We start from the raw sequence: 18733 nt of genomic DNA, 5'->3' as shown, positions 1-18733 counted from the left end.
CTGCTAACGCCAAAAGGACCAAACAATGACTGAAACCCTCCGCGTCGCCGTCATCGGCGCCGGCCGCATGGGCGCCGACCACATCCAGCGCCTCAACAAGCGGATCCATGGCGCCGAAGTGGCCGCCGTCGTCGACGTCGACCTCGCCCGCGCCGAGGCCGCCGTCGAAGACATCCCCGGCGCAGTCGCCCTGGCCGACGCTGACGAAGCCCTCAACAACGGCGACGTCAACGCCGTTCTCATCGCCACCCCGGGCTTCCTGCATCAGGACATCCTGCTCAAGGCCATCGCCAGGGACATTCCGATCCTCTGCGAAAAGCCGCTGACCCCGGACGCCGAATCCTCCTGGAAGATTGTCGAAGCCGAAGTGGCGCTGGGCCACCAGCGCATCCAGGTGGGCTTCATGCGCCGCTTCGACGCCGAATACGCAGCGCTCCGCTCCATCATCCGCAACCATGAGCTGGGCGAACTGCTGATGCTGCACCACCAGCACCGCAACCCCAACACCCCTGAGGGCTTCACCAACGAGATGCTCATCAATGACTCCGTGGTCCACGAATTCGACGCCATCCGGTTCTTCACCGGCGAGGAAATCACCAGCATCCAGGTCCGGCTGGGCAAGCCCACCCGCAATGCTCCCAACGGCCAGCACGACCCCCAGCACGTCCTGATCGAGACCGAGTCCGGCGTCCTGGCGGACGTCGAGATCTACGTCAACGCCAAATTCGGTTACGAGGTGGCCACCCAGGCCTCCTTCGAGGACGGCATCGTCAGCATCGGCGGCGACAAGGGTCCCTACACCCGCAGTTCCGGCCGCTGGGGCGGCAGCGTCACCCCAGGCTTCGAAGAGCGTTTCGGCGCCGCGTACGACGTCGAAATCCAGTCATGGGTGGACGCTGCACTGAGGGGCGAAATCGGTGGCCCCTCCGCCTGGGACGGGTACGCCACCGCGGCATGCTGCGAGGCAGGCGTCGAGGCGCAGAAGAACGGCGAAAAGGTCGCCGTGAAGCTGGCTGCGAAGCCCGACCTCTACAAGTAGGACAGGAGAAGGGGACGGAGGGGAAAACGACCATACGGCAGCCCGGCAACCACCAGCGCGCCCTGCGGACCGCCACGATCATCTCCACCTTTGGCGGCCTGCTGTTTGGCTACGACACCGGCGTAATCAACGGCGCGCTGCCCTATATGCAGCAGGATCTGGGCCTCACCCCGCTGACCGAGGGCCTGGTGGCCTCGTCCCTGTTGTTCGGCGCCGCGTTTGGCGCCCTGTTCGGCGGCCGCCTGGCAGACCGCAACGGCAGGCGCGGGATGATCATGGTCCTGGCAGTCGTCTTCCTGCTGGGCACCCTGGGCTGCACCTTCGCGCCGAACACCGAAGTGTTAATCGCCGCGCGGTTTATCCTGGGGCTTGCCGTGGGCGGGGCATCCGTTACCGTTCCGGTCTACCTGGCCGAGATATCGCCGCGCGACCGGCGCGGCCGGATCGTCACCCAGAACGAACTCATGATCGTCACCGGGCAGTTGCTGGCCTTCATTTTCAACGCCTACCTGGGCAACTCCTTCGGCGAATCGCACGGCATCTGGCGCTGGATGCTGGTCATCGCCACCCTGCCGGCCATCGCGCTGTGGATCGGGATGAACGTCATGCCCGAGAGTCCACGCTGGCTGGCCTCCACCCCGTTGAAGATCCGTGGGCTGGGCATGGGCGCGTCGGCCTTCCTGCTGTGGATCGTGAACTTCCTGATCGGCTTCGGCTTCCCGCAGCTGCTTGCGGCCATCGGGATCTCCAGCACGTTCTTCGTGTTCGCCGTGCTGGGTGTTGGCGCCATCGCCTTTGCCGCCAAATACGTGCCCGAGACCAAGGACAAAAGCCTGGAGGACCTGGAGCACTACTTAAAGAATGTGGCCGGCAGCAAGGCCGGGGCCGCCGCGGCGAAGGTTCCCTGACCGGACCAGCGCCCCGCTGCTCCTTGCAAAGCCCCTATGAGGATCCTCAAAGGGGCTCTGCTGTCCTATGCGCGCGCATGCAGCCCGGGCAGTGCGTCAACCAGCGGTGCGAGTTCCGGCATGGCCATCGCGCGGCCGAGGGCCCGCTCAAGCGTGGCATCGTGGACGGGCCGTGCTTCCTCAAGGAGGCTCAGGCCGGTGGGCGTCAGTTCCGTATAAATTCCACGGCGGTCGTCGTCGCACAGGATCCTGGTCAGGAGGCCGCGGTCCTCAAGCCGGTTCACCAGCCGGGTGGTGGCGCTGGGGCTGAGCGCCGTGGCACGCGCCAACTGCTGCATCCGCATGTGCCAGCCGTCCTGCCGGCTGAGGGCGTCCAGCACTGTGTACTCCACCACGGAGAGCTTCGACTCTGCCTGGAGGGAGCGCTCCAGCTCGCCTTCGATCAGCCCATGCAGGGCCGCCAGGGTGCGCCAGCCCTGGGCGCGGACCTCGACGGCGTCGTCCTTGATGCCCATGGTTGCTCCTTTACGAATTGTCCCGGCGGGAGAGCCCTCCGGCAGCCGCGGGTAGAGATAGTTGCTTGCGCGGCATATTTGCATGTGCAACAATAAATACCGCGCCTGCAACTATCTTAGGCGCCTTCCACTTCACGGAACAACCACACGTACAGCTCAAAGGAGCATTCGCATGCCTGTTGGCCTGATAGCACTCGCCCTGGGCGGGTTTGGCATAGGACTCACGGAATTCGTCATCGCCGGCCTCCTCCCGCAGGTGGCAACCGACTTTGGCGTCACCGAAGCGGAGGCCGGCTGGTTCATCTCCGGCTACGCACTCTCCGTGGTGGTGGGCGCGCTGGGCCTGACGGCAGCCGTGACGCGATTCCAGCGCAAGCCCGTACTGGCCGCACTGCTGGTCCTGTTCATTGCCGGAAACCTGCTTTCCGCCACTGCTGACGGTTACTGGCCAATGATGCTGGGCCGCGTTGTTGCCGCCCTCTCGCACGGCGCCTTCTTTGGCATCGGGGCAGTGGTGGCGGCCGGCATGGTCCCGCCCAGCAAGAAGGCAGGCGCCATCGCGCTCATGTTCACGGGACTGACCGCGGCCAACGTCCTTGGCGTGCCGTTCGGGACGTTGCTGGGCCAGGCGGCCGGCTGGCGTGCCACCTTCTGGGCCATCACGGTCATTGGCGTGGCTGCGCTCGCCGGCATCCTGGCCCTGGTTCCCAAGCCGGCCCGTGAAGCGGGGCAGGCGGGAAGCCTCCGCTCCGAGCTTCGGGCCTTCCGCTCCGGCCAGGTGTGGCTTTCCATCCTGGTGACCATCCTCGGCTTCGGCGGCATGTTCGGCGCGTTCACCTACATTGCGTACACCCTCACCGAGGTGTCCGGATTTGCGGCCTCCACCGTGCCATGGCTGCTCATTGTCTTCGGGGCGGGCCTCTTCGCCGGGAACACCCTTGGCGGCAAAGCCGCAGACCGCAACGTGGACCGGACGCTCGTGGTGGTGCTCGCCGCGCTGGCCGTGGTCATGGTGGTGTTCGCTCTGACGGCCGCCAGCCCTGTCCTGGCGGTCATGTCGCTGGTCCTGATGGGCGGCTTCGGCTTCGCCACCGTGCCGGGCCTGCAAATGCGCGTGATGAAGTATGCCTCCGGGGCTCCCACCCTGGCCTCCGGCGCCAATATCGGTGCCTTCAATGTGGGCAACGCCCTGGGTGCCTGGCTGGGAGGGGTCACCATCACCGCCGGCCTCGGCTACACCTCACCCATCTGGGCGGGGGCCGTGATCACCGTTGCGGGCCTGGCCGTCATGGCGTTCGCCGCCGCCGCGGCCAAGCGGGAACGGCAGCTTGAAGGCCAGGTGCCGGTGCCTGTCGAGGAGCTGGCCAGCCGCTAGGCGGCGGGGTTCCTTAGGCACCGAACGGAAGCCGCGGGTCGATGTTTTGGGTCTCCCAGGTCTGACGCACCCAGCCATGGTGGGGATCGTCGCTGATCAGCCATTCCCGCACCGGGCCCGGACCTGCCATGACGTTGAGGTAGTAGAGGTCGTAGCCGGGCGCGGCCATCGCCGGGCCGTGCCAGCCGTAGGGGACCAGGACCACGTCGCCGGTGCGCACCTCGGCCGACACATCGATGGGCCGCTCATCGGAGGCGTAGACGCGCTGGTACCCGATGGCGTCGGCGTCGGGTGGTGCTGCGGAGCCGGACGCCACCTGGGTTTCGAAGTAGTAGATCTCTTCGAGCTGGGTCTCGCCGTCCTTTTCCTCGTCATGCTTGTGGGGAGGGTAGGAAGACCAGTTCCCTGCGGGGGTGAGGACCTCGCAGACGATGAACCGGTCGGCCTCCAGCGCTGCCGGGGTGCCGAAGTTGTGGACCTGGCGCGAGCAGTTGCCGGCGCCGCGCAGTTCCACGGGGGTCTCCGCGGCATGGACCAGCCGGGTGGGGTAGGAGGCTTTCGCGGGGGCCGTGGCCACTGCCACCCTGCCGCCGTCGGCGGATTTGATCCTCACGGCGCGTCCGGCGCCGGAATAAAGGACGTCGCTGGGCCCGGAGAAGACCGAGGGCCGGCCCGCCAGGGGATAGTCGGTGCCGTCAACCGTCACAGTGAAGGCCCCGTTGAGGGGCACCACGATCCGTTCCTCGTCCGCGGCGGAGAGTTCGACGGCGGCACCGGCCGGCACCGTGGCCACCTTCAGGCCGGTGTGCGCCCAGCCGTCCACGGCGAGGGAGGAGTCGGAGGTTCCGATCGAAATGTCCCATTTGCCGTCAGCGGCGGTGCCCCGGGGGTAAACCCAGTTGGTCATGGAGTTGGCTCCTTGGATTATCGCTGTACGAGAGTCATTTCAAAACTGTAGGAATCGGCGCGGTACACGTGGTGGCCCGTTTCCACGCGCCGCCCGGTGTCGTCGACGGCAGTACGTTCCATGGTGACCAGCGCGGATCCCGGCGTCGTGTCCAGCATGGAGGCCTGGTAGTCGTTGGCATTGACGGCGCCGATGCGCTGGTTGGCCAGGCGGAAGTTGACCCCGCCGCGCCGGAGGATCGAATACAGGCCTTCAGCGGCGAGCATGGCCTCATCCATTTCCGCGATGTCGTCCCGAACCCAGTTCTCCATGAGGGCCAGCGGATTGCCGCCTACCTTCCGGAGCCGGGTGAAGTGATAGACCTTTGAGCCTGCCGGAAGCTGCAGTGTTGCCCGGGTGGCGTCGTCGGCTTCAACGTGGGAGAAGCTCAGGACTTCGGTGGTGGGTTTCTTGCCGTCGTTGGTGAGGTCGTCGTAGAGGCTGGAAAGCTCGAGCGGACGGCGCACCTGGCTGGAGACCACCTGGGTTCCCACGCCGCGTTTACGGACCAGGAGTCCGGAGCGGACCAGCTCGTCCATGGCCTTGCGCATGGTGGGCCGGGACAGGTTGAGCTGGGCGGCCAGGTCGATTTCATTCTCCAGACGGCTTCCGGGTTCCAGCACCCCGCTGTAGATGGCCGCTTCGATGCCCTGGACCACCTGGTGGTACAGGGGCACGGGAGAAGAGCGGTCGATGCTGAGTCCCAGATTGTTCGCCACGGTGCGTTCCCTCATGTTCATGTCTGCGCGTCCGCCCGACCGGCGCCTGCGCCAGTGGCGCACTGCCACCATATGTTCGCTTGATAGGACATACTCTTCTTCCACGATCGTAACAGGCGCTACTCCCGGGTCAAGGGAGGCAGGCAGAAGCAGGCGCGGTGGCAGGCTTCCGGTCCCCGGGAGAATTTGAGAGGCAACAAGGTCCGGCCAGCGTTGCGTTGCGTGGCCTAGGCTGGCTCCATGATGTGGACTGGAAGGCGGCAGCCGTGAATTTCGCCGGAAGCCTTGGTCCCCGTCCCCGCAACCTCGAGGTCCAGGATCTGGCCAGCTTCGACCGCCTGGTGGCCGGCGGCGCAGTTAGCCTGCATGGCTGGCACGCGCAGTCGCTGGACCTGCGGGGCCGGTCGGCCGCCCTGAAGAGCGTCACCGTCGAAGGTGCCATGTTCCTCGGCTGCCTGTTCGACGACGGCATGGAAGGCAACCTGCGCAGCCGCGGTGCCCTGATTTTTCCCCGGCTGGAAGGCGTCCCCTTCGACCCATACCGGGCATCGCTGTACTCCCCGGCTGAACTGTATGCCGGACTGGCATCGTCTCCCTACGAGGAACTGCCGGACGCCCGCATCTACCACTGGAGCATCCAGTCCGGCCAGCGGCGCCGGGTGGATGCGACCCTGGCCTCTGCCCTGCACGACCATGCCATCGGGGACGCGCTGGAAGAGCTGACGGGGTCGGCGGCCTGGACCCGCCGCTCCATCGTCGGGGTCATGGGCGGCCATGCAGCGCCGCGCGGCAGCCTGGAGTTCGCGGAGGCGGCACGGCTGGGCAGGCTCCTGGCCCTCCAGGGGTATTCGGTGGCTACCGGCGGCGGGCCCGGCGCCATGGAGGCGGCCAACCTGGGCGCTTACCTGAGCCAGGCGTCCGACGGCGACCTGGACGCAGCGCTAGGCACGCTTGCCGCGGTCCCCGGGTTCCGTCCCTCGGTGTCGGCGTGGGCACGCGCGGCGGCGGCCGTCGTCGAACGCCATCCGGGCGGGACTGCATCCCTGGGGATCCCCACCTGGTTCTACGGGCACGAACCGCCCAACTACTTTGCCACGCACATCGCCAAATACTTCGCCAACGCCATCCGGGAGGCCATCCTGCTGGAACTGTGCCACGGCGGAATCGTCTTCCTGCCCGGAGCAGCCGGGACCGTCCAGGAGATCTTCCAGGACGCCTGCGAAAACTACTATGGCGCCCGCGAGAAAGTGGCGCCCATGGTGCTGGTGGGGCGGCGCCACTGGGAGCAGGAGTACCCGGCCTGGCCCATGCTGCGCAGCCTGGCCGCCGGGCGGCCCATGGCGGACTACATTCACCTGGTGGATACGGTGGATCAGGCCGTGGAGGTCCTCCGGGGCTGAGCCCTATCCGACCGCCGTGCCGAAGAGCAGGCCCAGCAGGTAGGTGATGCCGGCGGCGCCGAGGCCGATGGCGAGCTGGCGCAGGCCGCGGGTCAGCGGGGAGGTGCCGGACAGCAGGCCGACGGCGGCACCGGTGGCCAGCAGGGCGATGCCCACCAGCACCCCGGCCACCACCAATGCGGCGACCCCGGTCAGGCCGAACAGGAACGGCAGGATGGGCACGATGGCGCCGGAGGCGAAGAAGCAGAAGCTGGACAGCGCCGCACCCCAGGCCGTCCCCACGGCCTCGTGCTGGTCCTCTTCCTCCGGCAGATCCGGCTGCAGGGACAGGCTGGGGTCGCAGTCGCAGGACAGCAGCCCCATGCGCTCGGCCACCCGGTGTTCCGCCGCCTCGCGGGACATCCCGCGGGCCAGGTACACCAGGAGGAGTTCGTTGTGTTCAAGGTCCAGCTGGGGCGCGGCCGCCAGCGTGATCTGCGTGGGGCGGGTGGCCGCCAGCAGCTCGCGCTGGGAACGCACGGAGATGAATTCCCCGGCGCCCATGGACATGGCACCGGCCAGCAGCCCGGCGATGCCGCTCAGCAGCACCACGGTGCTGGCCACGCCGGACGCCGCCATGCCCATCACCAGGGAGAGGTTGCTGACCAGGCCGTCGTTCGCGCCGAAGACGGCTGCCCGGAACGTGCCGGCCAGGCGGTTGCGGCCGCGGGTGGCCAGGCCGCGCACCACTTCCTCATGGATCTGCTCATCGGCAGCCATGGCCGGAGTGGCGTTGGGGTCCTTGGCGTAGGGGGAGCGGCCCTCGGCGCGCTGGGCGAGGGCCAGCACGAACACCGAGCCAAAGTGCCGCGCCAGGAACCCCAGGAACCGGCTTCGCGCCGAGGCCCTCTTTGGTTTGCCTGCGTGCTCTCCCAGGAGGGCCAGCCAGTGGGCCTCGTGCCGGCCTTCGGCCTCGGCCAGGGCCAGGAGGATGTCCCGTTCCTCCCCCTCGCGGTTCTGGGCGAGGTCCCGGTAGACCGCTGCTTCCGCGCGCTCGTCCGCCAGGTATTGGCGCCACCTTTTGATGTTCGACGGCGAGGGCTGGCTTTGCGGGGTGCCGGCGGCCTCCGGGTGCGGGGTCCGGGAATTGGACCCGACGTTGTTGGACTGGGCGTGCTGCGACACTGGTAACTCCTGGGCTGGAAAGGGCATGTTTATCGCGCCTTTGCCTTGCCAGCGTACTGCGTATTTCCGCGGTTTTTTGGCTGGCAAACCTCGCTGGGAAGTTTCGGGTTGCCTTAAAACCGGGGCCTATACCGCCCCCGTTGGCCACTCTTCCGGGCGCCGCCACGACTATTGACCCGTCCGCCCGGCGGGTGCTGTGATGAAGGTGTGGCGCAGCCTGCGCCCTACCCTAAAGAGCACGTCAGGCGAATAACGGAGGTTGAATCATGAGCACCACCGGACAGCACCCGGACATGCCGCACCTGGACGCCGTGGAAGCGGACCCCGCCTACGATTACGCCGAGGATGCACCGGTAGACGATGCGGACGCGGAGGACGGGGTCCTTGATGAAGGGGAACCGGTGGTCCAGCCGCCACCGATAGTCATCGACGCCGAGGACCGCGAGGTCCCGCTGGATGACGACGAGCCCCGCGACACTGAGGGGTAGGGACCCAGGAGGGTAGGACTTACGACGGCGGCGCCTCCTTGCGCGTGAATGCGAAAGGAGGCGCCGCCGTCGTGCTTAATGCTTGGTCAGGTCAGCGGCCGGCGAGGACTTCCTCGGGCGCTTCTTCCGGCTCCTGGCCGGCAACACGAAGCTGCCAGGCACGCATGACGGCGGGGTCCGTGGGGCGGGTAAGCAGCGAAGCCGTGATGTAGACAACCGCGGAGGCGATCAGGCCGTAGTAGATGGGCTCGTTGGCGTATATCCCGTCCAGCGGGGCCTTGGCGTTCACTTCCAGGATGATCATGGTGCCGAGGGTGATGACCGAACCGACAGCCATGGACGCGGCGGCTGCCACGCCGGTGCCCCGCTTCCACACCAGGCCGCCCAGGATGGCCACCAGCAGGCCGCCCACCAGGATGTCGTAGGCAATGGTCAGGGCCGCTACCACGTCCTTGGTGATGATGGCGATGACGATGGCCACAATGCCCAGCGCCAGGACCCAGATGCGGTCGGCCTTGACGTCGTGCTCCGGGTTTTCGGTGTCGCCGGTGTTGACGTCCTTGCCGAACCAGCCGGCAACGAACGGCAGGACGTCGGCACGGGCAACGGTGGCGGCGGCGATGAGGGCGCCGGACGCGGTGGACATCATGGCAGCCACGGCGGCGGCCAGGACCAGTCCGCCGATGCCGACGGGGAGCAGGTTCTGGGCCACCTCGGCGTAGACGTCGTCCTTCGCCGCGATCTTGACGTTGGCCAGGGCCACGTTGGCGGCCATGCCGATCAGCGCACCGGCCACGCCGTAGAGGATGCAGTAGATGCCGGCGGTGGCGCCGCCCCAACGGGCCACCCTTGGGGTCTTGGCGGTGAACACGCGCTGCCAGATGTCCTGGCCGATCAGCAGGCCCAGGGTGTAGACGACGAAGTAGGTGATGATCGTCTGGACGCCGATGCCGTCCATCTGGAAGAAGCTGGCATCCACGCGGCTGCGGATCCCGTCGAGGCCGCCCGCGGCGTTCAGGGTGAAGGGGAGCATGAGGAAGAAGATGCCCACCGTCTTGATCACGAACTGGACCTGGTCCGCAAGGGTGATGGACCACATGCCGCCGATGGTGGAGTACACCAGGACGATCGCGCCGCCGATGGCGATGGCCAGCGCCCGGTCCAGGTTGAACAGCACGACGAAGATGGTGGCATAGGCGCCGGTTGACGTGGCGCAGAGCATCAACGTGTACGCGAGCATGACGATGCCGGAGGCTTGGGTGGCCTTGCTCCCGTAGCGGAGGGTGAGCATCTGGGACACGGTGTAGATCTTCAGTTTCTGGATGGTCCCGGCGAAGAGAAGGCTCAGCAGCAGGACGCCGGCGCCAATGGCCACCACCAGCCACATGCCGGAGATGCCGAACTTGTAGCCAAGGCCCACGCCGCCCACCGTGGACGCCCCGCCGAGGACGACGGCGGCCATGGTCCCGGTGTACAGGAACGGTCCCAGGCGACGGCCGGCAACGAGGAAGTCGCTGTTGTTCCTGGTGCGGGATTTGCCCCACCAGCCGAAGGCCAGCATTGCGAGCAGATACACCACCACGATGGCGATGTTGATGGCACTTGCATCCATAGTTGGCTCCTTGGAGCTGTGGGCCGGGTGTGGTGCCGGGGGCGACGGCGCCCGGCACCGCCGCGGACGAACGGAGAGGGGTTCCTGGTATTGCCTTATAGGCAACAGGAGTTTCCAACGACTAGAGTGTGACGGCTGCAACAGTCAAGGATCGGAACGCCGGTGCCGCTCCCGTGTGGCATGCGCGTGTCACAAAAGCGCCGCAGATTAGTATGGCTCGAGAGTGGAGCCGGACTGCCGGCCATGAAAGGTTCGTAGATGAAGGCACTGCCAGTTGAGCCCAGTAACGTCCCTGTTGCCATCGGCTCAAGGATCCGGGCCGCCCGGCAGTCCCAGCGGCTCACCATCGAGCAGGTTGCCGATGCCACCGGCCTGACAAAGGGTTTCCTCAGCAGGGTGGAGCGGGACCTGACCTCACCGTCGGTGGCCTCACTGGTGACGCTCTGCCAGGTCCTGTCCATTTCCATTGGCGACCTTTTTGCGGCACCCGAGACCCACTTGACCAAGCGGAACGACGGCCCCCGGATTTCGCTCGGCGGCCAGGGCATCGTGGAGCGGCTCCTGACGGCGCGCTCGGAGCGCAGGGTCCAGATCATCCAGGCCGTGATCGAGCCGCACGGCCGCGGCGAGTCCGAGCTCTATGCGGTGGACTGCGACGTGGATGTGCTGCATGTGATCAAGGGGTCCATCAAGCTGATCCTCACCAACGAGGAATACGACCTGAGCACCGGCGACACCGTAACCTTTCCCGGCCGCGAACCCCATACCTGGGCCAACCCCACGGACAAGCCCGTAGAGGTGCTCTGGGTCCTGGTGCCCGCCGCCAGCCGCTGACTTGTCCTCGGGGTTCGGGGGTAGGTTTGGTAAACACCTGATGCTCTAGGGGAAACAGGAGTGTATGATTGCAGTCACACCTGTCCCTTACCTCCTCGAAGGAGAGGCCTCCATTGGAAGAGCTGCGCATTGAAGCCAACGGCAACCTTGGCCCTATCGATTCATCCCGGATTCCCCGCTATGCCGGAGCTGCCACCTATGCCCGTCTTCCCCGCCTGGACCAGGTGGCCAAGGCTGACGTGACCGTGGTGGGGGTGCCGTTCGATTCAGGTGTTTCCTACCGCCCCGGGGCCCGTTTCGGCGCCAACCATGTCCGCGAGGCCAGCCGGCTGCTGCGTCCCTACAATCCCGCCTGGGATGTCAGCCCGTTCGAGAACATCCAGGTGGCCGACGCCGGCGACATGGCCGTCAACCCGTTCCACATCAACGAAGCCATCGAAACCATCCAGCAGAACGCGCTGGACCTCACCGCCGCCGGGAGCAAGCTGCTGACCCTGGGTGGGGACCACACCATCGCGCTGCCGCTGCTGCGGGCCGCTGCCGAGCGCGCCGGCGGGCCCATTGCCATGCTCCACTTCGATGCCCACCTGGACACCTGGGACACCTACTTCGGCGCCGAATACACCCATGGCACGCCCTTCCGCCGCGCGGTGGAGGAAGGCATCCTGGACACTGAAGCCATCAGCCACATCGGCACCCGCGGCCCGCTCTACGGCAAGAAGGATCTCGACGACGACCACCGCTTTGGGTTTGGCATTGTCACTTCAGCGGACGTCTACTATCAGGGCGTGCTGGAAACCGTCGCCAAGGTCCGCGACCGGATCGGCAACCGCCCGCTCTACATCTCGGTGGACATTGACGTCCTGGATCCGGCACACGCACCGGGCACCGGCACGCCGGAAGCAGGCGGCATCACCAGCCGCGAACTCCTGGAGATCATCCGCGGCTTCCGCGGCATGAACCTGGTGGGGGCCGACGTCGTTGAAGTAGCGCCCGCCTACGACCATGCCGAAATTACCGGTGTTGCCGCCAGCCACGTGGCGTACGAACTGGTGACCCTCATGGCGGACAATGCCGTTCCCGGGAGCCGCTTCGGAGCCGAAACGGGCTACCAGGCGCAGGCCCTGGGCCAGGAGGCCCGCCGTCCCGCCGGCTTCGCCGCGGCCACCAAGGAGTAGGGCGGTGACCGAACTGGCGGCACCCGCCCCCGCGGAGGGAAGGGGTGCCCGCAATGGCGGGGACCTCGTCGTCGAGACCCTCGAAGCGTTGGGTGCCAAGACGGTGTTCGGCATCCCGGGGCAGCATGCCCTGGGACTGTTCGACGCGATGGGACGCGGCAACCTGCACTTCGTCTCCTCCCGGATCGAGAACAACAGCGCCTTTGCCGCGGACGGCTACTCCCGCGCCACCGGGGAAGTGGGCGTGCTGTTCCTGTCCACCGGCCCCGGCGCGCTGACGTCCCTGGCCGGCCTACAGGAGGCTTACGCCACGGGCGTGCCCATGGTGGTGGTGGCCAGCCAGATTCCCCTGGAGGGGCTGGGTGCCAGGCGCAAGGGGATGCTGCACCAGCTTGATGACCAGAAGGCGTCGGCGGCGAACGTGACCAAGAGCCAGCGCTTGATCCAGCATGCATCGGGCATCCCGTCCGCCATCCAGGACGCCTGGACCGAGGCCATCTCCTCGCCGCAGGGCCCGGTCTGGCTTGAGATTCCGCAAAACGTGCTGCTGGATCCCATCATGGTGCCTCCAGTGGAGGATGCCTTGGCGGAGGCAGCGGACAACCCGCCGCGGATCGAACTGGTGCGGGAGGCCGTGAAGTGGCTGGAAGCAGCCAGGCGCCCGGCAATCATTGCAGGAGGCGGCACCCGCCGCGGCAGGGCGGAGAAGTCCCTCCTGTCCATCGCGGAGAAACTCCGCGCTCCCGTGATTTGCACGCCGGGCGGCAATGGCGCGTTCCCCTGGAACCACGAGTTGTCCCTCCAGGCCTGGATCGAGGACCGCTACATGACCGACGTCCTGGAGGACGCCGACGTCCTGGTGGTGATCGGCTCCTCGCTGGGCGAGGTGACGTCCAACTACTTCACGTTCGAACCACGCGGGCGGATCATCCAGATCGACGCCGAACCGCGGGTGCTGGAATCCAACCGGCCTGGCCTTGGCATCCGTGCCGACGCCGGGCAGGCGCTCGCGGCCCTTGATGAAGCACTGCAGCCCGGCAGGGCCGCGGCCCCGGACTGGCATGGTGCCACCCCGGAGTCGCTGGTGCAGGAATCGCTCGCCAAGGTCCGCGCCCGGCTGGAATCCCAGGACCTGGGCAAGGAACTGAAGTTCATGGCCGACATCCGCGAGGCCGTGCCGGCGGACATGCAGACCTTCTGGGACATGACCATCGCCGCCTACTGGGGCTGGTCCTGCTGGGACGCGCGGCAGGGGCAGTTCCACTCAGCCCAGGGCGCCGGCGGCCTGGGCTTCGCGTTTCCCGGCGCCATTGGAGCGGCCGTGGGATTGGAAACCCAGGGGAGGCCGGGCCGGGTACTCGCCGTGTCCGGCGATGGCTCCTCGATGTATTCCATCGCCGAACTGGCTACGGCGAAACAGCACAACGTGCCGGTCACCTGGCTGATCGTGGACGACGGCGGCTACGGCATCCTGCGTGAATACATGGTGGGTGCCTTCGGCAAGGCAACCGCTACCGAACTGGCCCGCCCGGACTTCGTCAGGCTTGCCGAGTCCTTCGGCATTCCCGCCACCCGGGTTGCCCCGGAGGATGTGGGGGACGCGCTGAAGGCGGGCTTCGCCGGGGACGGGCCCAACGTCGTCGTGGTTGAGACGCTTTTGAAGATGTTCGGGCCCACCCACCTGAGCGACTGATGTAGCCAATAACGCTCACACGCTCCCTCACTTCTGCCACAACGGCTGAAGTGGGGGAGCGTGTGTGTTTAAGGGCCAGCGACAACAACTTCGTTTCCCTAAGCAACCTTTTCCTGATACAGTTGCTTGCAGCAACTAATTCTTTAGGGAGGATCATGTCTGTCGCACCGGCCACTGCAGCCGACCTCGTCAGCAACATCTATGACCTCCAGCGCGCATTGCGCTGCGTCACCATGATCAACATCAAGGGCCAGGACACGGGCATCGCCCTCCAGGGCGTGCTCAAGTTCATCGGCGAAGGGGAGACCCGTGCCGCGCACCTGGCTGAGCGGCTGGGGGTCAGCCCTCCGGTGCTGAGCCGGCATGTGGCGGAGCTGGCGGACGCGGGCCTGGTGGTCCGCACCCCGGATCCGGACGACGGCCGGGCCCAGCTGCTGGCCCTCTCCCCACGGGGAAAGGAAAAGCTTGCGGAGTTGGTGCGGCACCGGGCGGAGACCCTGCAGGCCTACCTCGCCGACTGGAACGAGGACGACGCCGTGGCAACAGCCGCGATGCTGAGCAAGCTCACCACATCGCTGAAGAATTCCATCCGGGCAAGGGCGGCCGGAACCACCATTGAACACGAAACGCAGGAGTCCATTAATGGCTAACGTCACCGCCGCCGCGGACCAGGAACAGGAGCGCCAGCGCCAACGCAGCGCCAAACAGGAGTCGCGGCAATCCAAGCGCCACGAACCCGGCGCACCCATGAACCACCGGCAGATCATGGAGGCCCTGACCGGTCTCCTCGCTGCCTTCTTTACCGCAATCCTCAGCAGCACCATCGTGGCCAACGCGCTGCCGACCATCATGTCCGAGCTCAAGGGCACCCAGACGGACTTCGCGTGGGTCATCACAGCCGCGCTGCTGGCCAACGCAGCAACCACCCCCATCTGGGGCAAGCTCGCCGACCTCTTCGACAAAAAGGTCCTGGTCCAGCTCAGCATCGTGATTTTCGTGGCCGGCTCGGTGATGGCAGGCTTCTCCGAAAACATCCCGTTCCTGCTCACCGCCCGCGTGATCCAGGGCATCGCCATGGGTGGGCTGACTGCCCTGGCCCAGGCGATCATCGGCTCCATCATTCCGCCGCGTGAACGCGGCAAGTACTCCGGCTACATGGGTGCCGTCATGGCCGTCGGTACCGCCGGCGGACCGCTGCTGGGCGGCTTCATCGTGGACAGCTCGCTTGGCTGGCGCTGGACGTTCTTCGTCTGCGTGCCGCTCGCCGTCGTCGCCCTGATCCTGCTCCAGGTCACGCTCAAGGTTCCGCACATCAAGCGCCCGGCCAAGATCGACTGGCTCGGTGCCATCCTGCTCACCTCCGGCGTCAGCCTGCTCCTGGTCTGGGTCTCCTTCGCAGGCAAAGCCGACTACTACGACTGGTGGTCCTGGCAGACCGCGGTAATGGTGGGCGGCGGCGTCCTCCTGCTCGCACTGCTGGTCCTGGTTGAATCCAAGGTCTCGCAGCCGGTCATCCCGTTGAAGATCATCTCCGAACGCACCACCGCGCTGGCCATCGTGGCATCCGTTGCCGTGGGCGTGGCCATGTTCGGCTCCTCCACCTTCCTGGGCCAGTACTACCAGGTGGCCCGCGGCGCCACGCCCACCGAGGCGGGCCTGCTGACCCTGCCCATGATCGCCGGCAACCTGGTCGGTTCCGTCCTGTCCGGCCAGCTGATCAGCCGCTACGGCAAGTGGAAGCGCTTCCTGATCGGCGGCACCGTCCTGCTGATCGGCGGCCTGGCGCTAGCCGGAACCATGGACCACACCACCGAACTCTGGCTGACCGGCCTTTATACCGGCATCTTCGGCATCGGTCTGGGCATGCTGATGCAGAACCTGGTCCTCGCCGTGCAGAACACGGTCCAGGCCAAGGACATCGGTTCCGCGAGTGCCTCCGTCGCGTTCTTCCGCTCGGTGGGCGGCGCCATCGGCGTGTCCGTCCTGGGCGCCGTCATGGCCAACCACGTCAAGGACCTGGCCACCGATGGACTGTCGAAGCTGGGCATCCAGGCTTCCGGCAACAGCGGCGCCAGCATGGACCTCAAGGACCTGCCCGCACCGGTCGCGGACATCATGCGGGCGGCCTACGGTGACGCGACTGCCGGCATCTTCATGATTTCCGCGGTCGTGAGCGCGGTTGCCCTCATCGCCGTGATCTTCATCAAGGAGGTGCCGCTGCGCAGGACCGTGGACATCACCCCCGAGGCCACACTGCAGGCCAACGCCGCCGGCGAAGCCGGAATGACCGCCATGACCGGCCAGCTGCCCGTGGTCCCGCAGGCCGGGAACGCCCCCGGGAACGGACTGCCCGCAAGGAGTGCCACACCTGCAGGGCTGGGTTCAGCGCCGGCCAAGATGTACGACGGCGGTGCTGCCGCTGCTGCCGCGGCGTCCGGGCGGGTGGCCACGGAGGACTTCGAGGAAGTCTTCGCCAGGAGCTTCCGTTCCGAAGGGCTGGACCTGCGCTCTGCCGACACGATGGACAAGGCTGCCGACGCGGTGGCCAGCGCCGCCGCCACCCTGCAGAAACTGCAGGACACCCAGCACCTGCTGGCCCGCCAGCAGGCGGAACTGGGCGGCCTGGTGCTGGACATCCAGGAACAGCTGCGCTCCCAGCAGGACGTGGCGGCCAGGCAGGCGGCCACCGCGGCAGAGCTCAGCAGGATGCAGCGCAAGCTCCTGAAGGAGCGAAAGATCCAGGCAGCGGCCGCGCTGTACCTGGCAGGGCGCGGGAAGCACAGTGCCGCAGCGCCTGACGCACCGTCAGCCGATGCCCTGTCAGCCGAGGCTCCGTCCGCCGGGGCCGGCTCCTAGCAGCGCCTGGCAGGCCATCGACAGCAGGGCGCGGCCCCCCGCACCGGCAACACCAACGCCGCAGCCCGCACTGGGAAGACACTTCCCGGTGCGGGCTGCGGCTTCTACTGCGGACTGCGGGGAATGCCGCTGCCCATGGTGCCCCCGTAGACTGGCCCTCCACCAGTGGCTCCGGCCGGAAAACCTGCTTCCAAGGGGACCCAATGTCGGTGGGCATCACTAGAGTTGAGTCCATGCTCCTCACCCTTATACGGCGCTACTCCAAACCGTATTTGCCGTACATCCTGGCTGTCCTCGTTTTCCAGCTCGCGTCCACCATTGCCGCCCTGTATCTGCCCAGCCTGAATGCGCAGATCATTGACGAAGGGGTGGCCCGCGGAGACACCGATTTCATCTGGCGCACCGGTGCAGTGATGCTCCTGGTGGCCTTCGCCCAGATAGCTGCGGCCATTGCCGGCGTCTACTTCGGCTCCAGGACGGCCATGGCGGTGGGCCGCGACCTGCGCCGCGCGGTGTTCCGCAAAGTCACCAGCTTCTCCGCCAAGGACGTCAACGCGTTCGGCGCTCCCACGCTCATCACCCGCGGCACCAACGATGTCCAGCAGGTGCAGATGCTCCTGCTGATGGCGCTGAACTTCATGGTCGCCACCCCCATCATGTGCATCGGCGGCATCATCATGGCGCTGCGTGAGGACATCAACCTCTCCTGGCTGGTGTGGGTGTCCGTCCCGCTGCTGGCCGTGGTGGTGGGGTACCTGGTGGTCCGCCTCATGCCGCTGTTCCGCTCCATGCAGCGGAAGATCGACCGGATCAACGCCGTCCTGCGCGAACAGATCATCGGTATCCGCGTGGTCCGGGCCTTCGTCCGCGAACCGTATGAGACGGACCGGTTCGGTGGCGCCAATAAGGAACTCACGGACGTCTCCCTCCGCATCGGCGCCCTGTTCGTCCTGATGTTCCCGGCCATCAGCATGATCCTGCATCTGTCCACTGCCGCTGTGCTGTGGTTTGGCGGGCAGCGGGTGGACGCCGGTGCCATGCAGGTGGGTTCGCTGACCGCATTCCTGCAGTACCTGCTGCAGATCCTGATGGCCGTCATGATGGGCACGTTCATGGCCATGATGATCCCGCGCGCCTCAGTCTGTGCTGACCGCATCGGCGAGGTGCTCGGCGTCGAACCTTCCATCCACGACCCCGAGCGTCCCGAAGCCCCGGCCTCCCTGCAAGGCGTGGTTGAGTACCGCAACGTCACGTTTGCCTACCCGGGAGCCGAGTCCCCGGTGCTCAGCAACATCAGCTTCACTGCACGCCCCGGCCAGACCATCGCCATCATTGGGTCAACCGGTGCCGGCAAAACGTCCCTCCTTTCCCTCCTGCCGCGGTTGTACGACGCCGCAGAAGGCCAGGTGCTGCTTGACGGCGTCCCGGTGGACAGGCTGGACCGCGCGGAGATCACCAAACGCGTCGCCCTGGTGCCGCAGCGTCCCTACCTGTTCTCCGGCACCATCGGGCACAACCTCCGGTTCGGCAAGACCGAGGCGACCGACCAGGAACTGTGGGATGCGCTCCGGACAGCCCAGGGTGAATCATTTGTCCGGGAAAAGAAGAACGGACTCGATTCCCGGATCTCGCAGGGCGGCACCAACGTCTCCGGCGGCCAGCGCCAGCGCCTGTGCATCGCCCGCGCGCTGGTGACCAAACCGCGCGTCTACCTGTTTGACGACTCCTTCTCCGCCCTGGACGTTGCCACCGACGCCCGGCTCCGTGCCGCCCTCAAACGCACCACCTCGGACGCCACGGTGATCATCGTGGCCCAGCGGATCTCCACCATTACCGAGGCTGACCAGATCCTGGTCCTGGACAACGGGCGGATCGTTGACCGTGGAACCCATGAGGAACTACTGGAAACCTCACCCACCTACCAGGAAATCGTCGAATCCCAGCTGAGTGTGGAGGAAGTGGCATGAGCCCGCGCAAGAAGGACTCCAGTCCCGTGGAAGAGACGC

At 66.7% G+C, this 18733-nt stretch carries 16 protein-coding genes; 11 read left to right on the top strand and 5 right to left on the bottom strand.

The window, feature by feature from the left end; genetic code table 11:
• The first annotated feature begins 25 nt into the window (after window positions 1-25).
• Window positions 26-1039 carry a Gfo/Idh/MocA family protein gene (locus AC3ANU_RS18370; RefSeq protein WP_018769591.1) on the top strand — a complete coding sequence of 338 codons (1014 nt, stop codon included), beginning with the start codon at window positions 26-28 and terminating at the stop codon, window positions 1037-1039.
• On the top strand, window positions 958-1947 hold the full coding sequence (locus AC3ANU_RS18365) for an MFS transporter (protein WP_488315996.1): 990 nt from the start codon (window positions 958-960) through the stop codon (window positions 1945-1947). The genes AC3ANU_RS18370 and AC3ANU_RS18365 overlap by 82 nt, the downstream gene beginning before the upstream one ends.
• Window positions 1948-2012: 65 nt before the next feature.
• Here the strand turns inward: AC3ANU_RS18365 and AC3ANU_RS18360 are convergent, their stop codons facing one another.
• Window positions 2013-2462 carry a MarR family winged helix-turn-helix transcriptional regulator gene (locus tag AC3ANU_RS18360; RefSeq protein ID WP_134165624.1) on the bottom strand — a complete coding sequence of 150 codons (450 nt, stop codon included), beginning with the start codon at window positions 2460-2462 and terminating at the stop codon, window positions 2013-2015.
• Window positions 2463-2634: 172 nt separating this feature from the next.
• On the opposite strand from AC3ANU_RS18360, the gene AC3ANU_RS18355 reads away from it, so the two are divergent.
• Window positions 2635-3837 (top strand): MFS transporter, encoded by a 1203-nt coding sequence (locus tag AC3ANU_RS18355; protein WP_478222299.1) that lies wholly within the window; start codon window positions 2635-2637, stop codon window positions 3835-3837.
• Window positions 3838-3850: 13 nt separating this feature from the next.
• Here the strand turns inward: AC3ANU_RS18355 and iolB are convergent, their stop codons facing one another.
• Both iolB and AC3ANU_RS18345 read right to left on the bottom strand, forming a co-directional pair.
• Complete coding sequence (gene iolB / locus AC3ANU_RS18350) at window positions 3851-4744, bottom strand: 5-deoxy-glucuronate isomerase (protein WP_134165622.1); 894 nt, start codon at window positions 4742-4744, stop codon at window positions 3851-3853.
• Between the two features lie 17 nt (window positions 4745-4761).
• Window positions 4762-5502: a GntR family transcriptional regulator gene (locus tag AC3ANU_RS18345; protein WP_056389192.1), complete on the bottom strand. Its 741-nt coding sequence runs from the start codon at window positions 5500-5502 to the stop codon at window positions 4762-4764.
• 266 nt (window positions 5503-5768) lie between these two features.
• Here AC3ANU_RS18345 and AC3ANU_RS18340 point away from each other — a divergent pair, with 266 nt between their 5' ends.
• The gene (locus AC3ANU_RS18340) at window positions 5769-6902 is read left to right on the top strand and encodes an LOG family protein (RefSeq protein WP_488315037.1); all 1134 of its coding nucleotides are present in this window, start codon (window positions 5769-5771) and stop codon (window positions 6900-6902) included.
• Window positions 6903-6905: 3 nt separating this feature from the next.
• On the opposite strand, the gene AC3ANU_RS18335 is transcribed toward AC3ANU_RS18340, so the two are convergent.
• Entirely contained in the window at window positions 6906-8066 is a 1161-nt protein-coding gene (locus AC3ANU_RS18335; protein ID WP_056389060.1) for a VIT1/CCC1 transporter family protein, read from the bottom strand.
• Between the two features lie 266 nt (window positions 8067-8332).
• Here AC3ANU_RS18335 and AC3ANU_RS18330 point away from each other — a divergent pair, with 266 nt between their 5' ends.
• On the top strand, window positions 8333-8554 hold the full coding sequence (locus AC3ANU_RS18330; protein ID WP_018769599.1) for a hypothetical protein: 222 nt from the start codon (window positions 8333-8335) through the stop codon (window positions 8552-8554).
• 91 nt (window positions 8555-8645) lie between these two features.
• Here the strand turns inward: AC3ANU_RS18330 and AC3ANU_RS18325 are convergent, their stop codons facing one another.
• Entirely contained in the window at window positions 8646-10166 is a 1521-nt protein-coding gene (locus AC3ANU_RS18325) for a sodium:solute symporter family protein (protein WP_488315036.1), read from the bottom strand.
• A 258-nt stretch (window positions 10167-10424) separates the two neighbouring features.
• Here AC3ANU_RS18325 and AC3ANU_RS18320 point away from each other — a divergent pair, with 258 nt between their 5' ends.
• The 6 genes from AC3ANU_RS18320 (at window position 10425) to AC3ANU_RS18295 (ending at window position 18694) form a co-directional block, all read left to right on the top strand.
• The gene (locus tag AC3ANU_RS18320) at window positions 10425-11000 is read left to right on the top strand and encodes a helix-turn-helix domain-containing protein (protein ID WP_488315035.1); all 576 of its coding nucleotides are present in this window, start codon (window positions 10425-10427) and stop codon (window positions 10998-11000) included.
• A 113-nt stretch (window positions 11001-11113) separates the two neighbouring features.
• Entirely contained in the window at window positions 11114-12178 is a 1065-nt protein-coding gene (gene speB, locus AC3ANU_RS18315) for an agmatinase (RefSeq protein ID WP_018769602.1), read from the top strand.
• A gap of 4 nt (window positions 12179-12182) precedes the next feature.
• On the top strand, window positions 12183-13871 hold the full coding sequence (locus AC3ANU_RS18310; protein ID WP_488315034.1) for a thiamine pyrophosphate-binding protein: 1689 nt from the start codon (window positions 12183-12185) through the stop codon (window positions 13869-13871).
• Window positions 13872-14026: 155 nt separating this feature from the next.
• Window positions 14027-14521 carry a MarR family winged helix-turn-helix transcriptional regulator gene (locus AC3ANU_RS18305; protein ID WP_018769604.1) on the top strand — a complete coding sequence of 165 codons (495 nt, stop codon included), beginning with the start codon at window positions 14027-14029 and terminating at the stop codon, window positions 14519-14521.
• Window positions 14514-16727, top strand: coding sequence for an MDR family MFS transporter (locus AC3ANU_RS18300; protein ID WP_488315033.1), 2214 nt, complete (start codon window positions 14514-14516; stop codon window positions 16725-16727). The genes AC3ANU_RS18305 and AC3ANU_RS18300 overlap by 8 nt, the downstream gene beginning before the upstream one ends.
• A 233-nt stretch (window positions 16728-16960) precedes the next feature.
• Window positions 16961-18694: an ABC transporter ATP-binding protein gene (locus AC3ANU_RS18295; protein ID WP_223995117.1), complete on the top strand. Its 1734-nt coding sequence runs from the start codon at window positions 16961-16963 to the stop codon at window positions 18692-18694.
• The last annotated feature ends 39 nt before the right edge of the window (window positions 18695-18733 follow it).

Source organism: Arthrobacter sp. SDR-2R (assembly GCF_057747955.1).
This window is presented reverse-complemented; position numbering and strand designations above follow the sequence as displayed.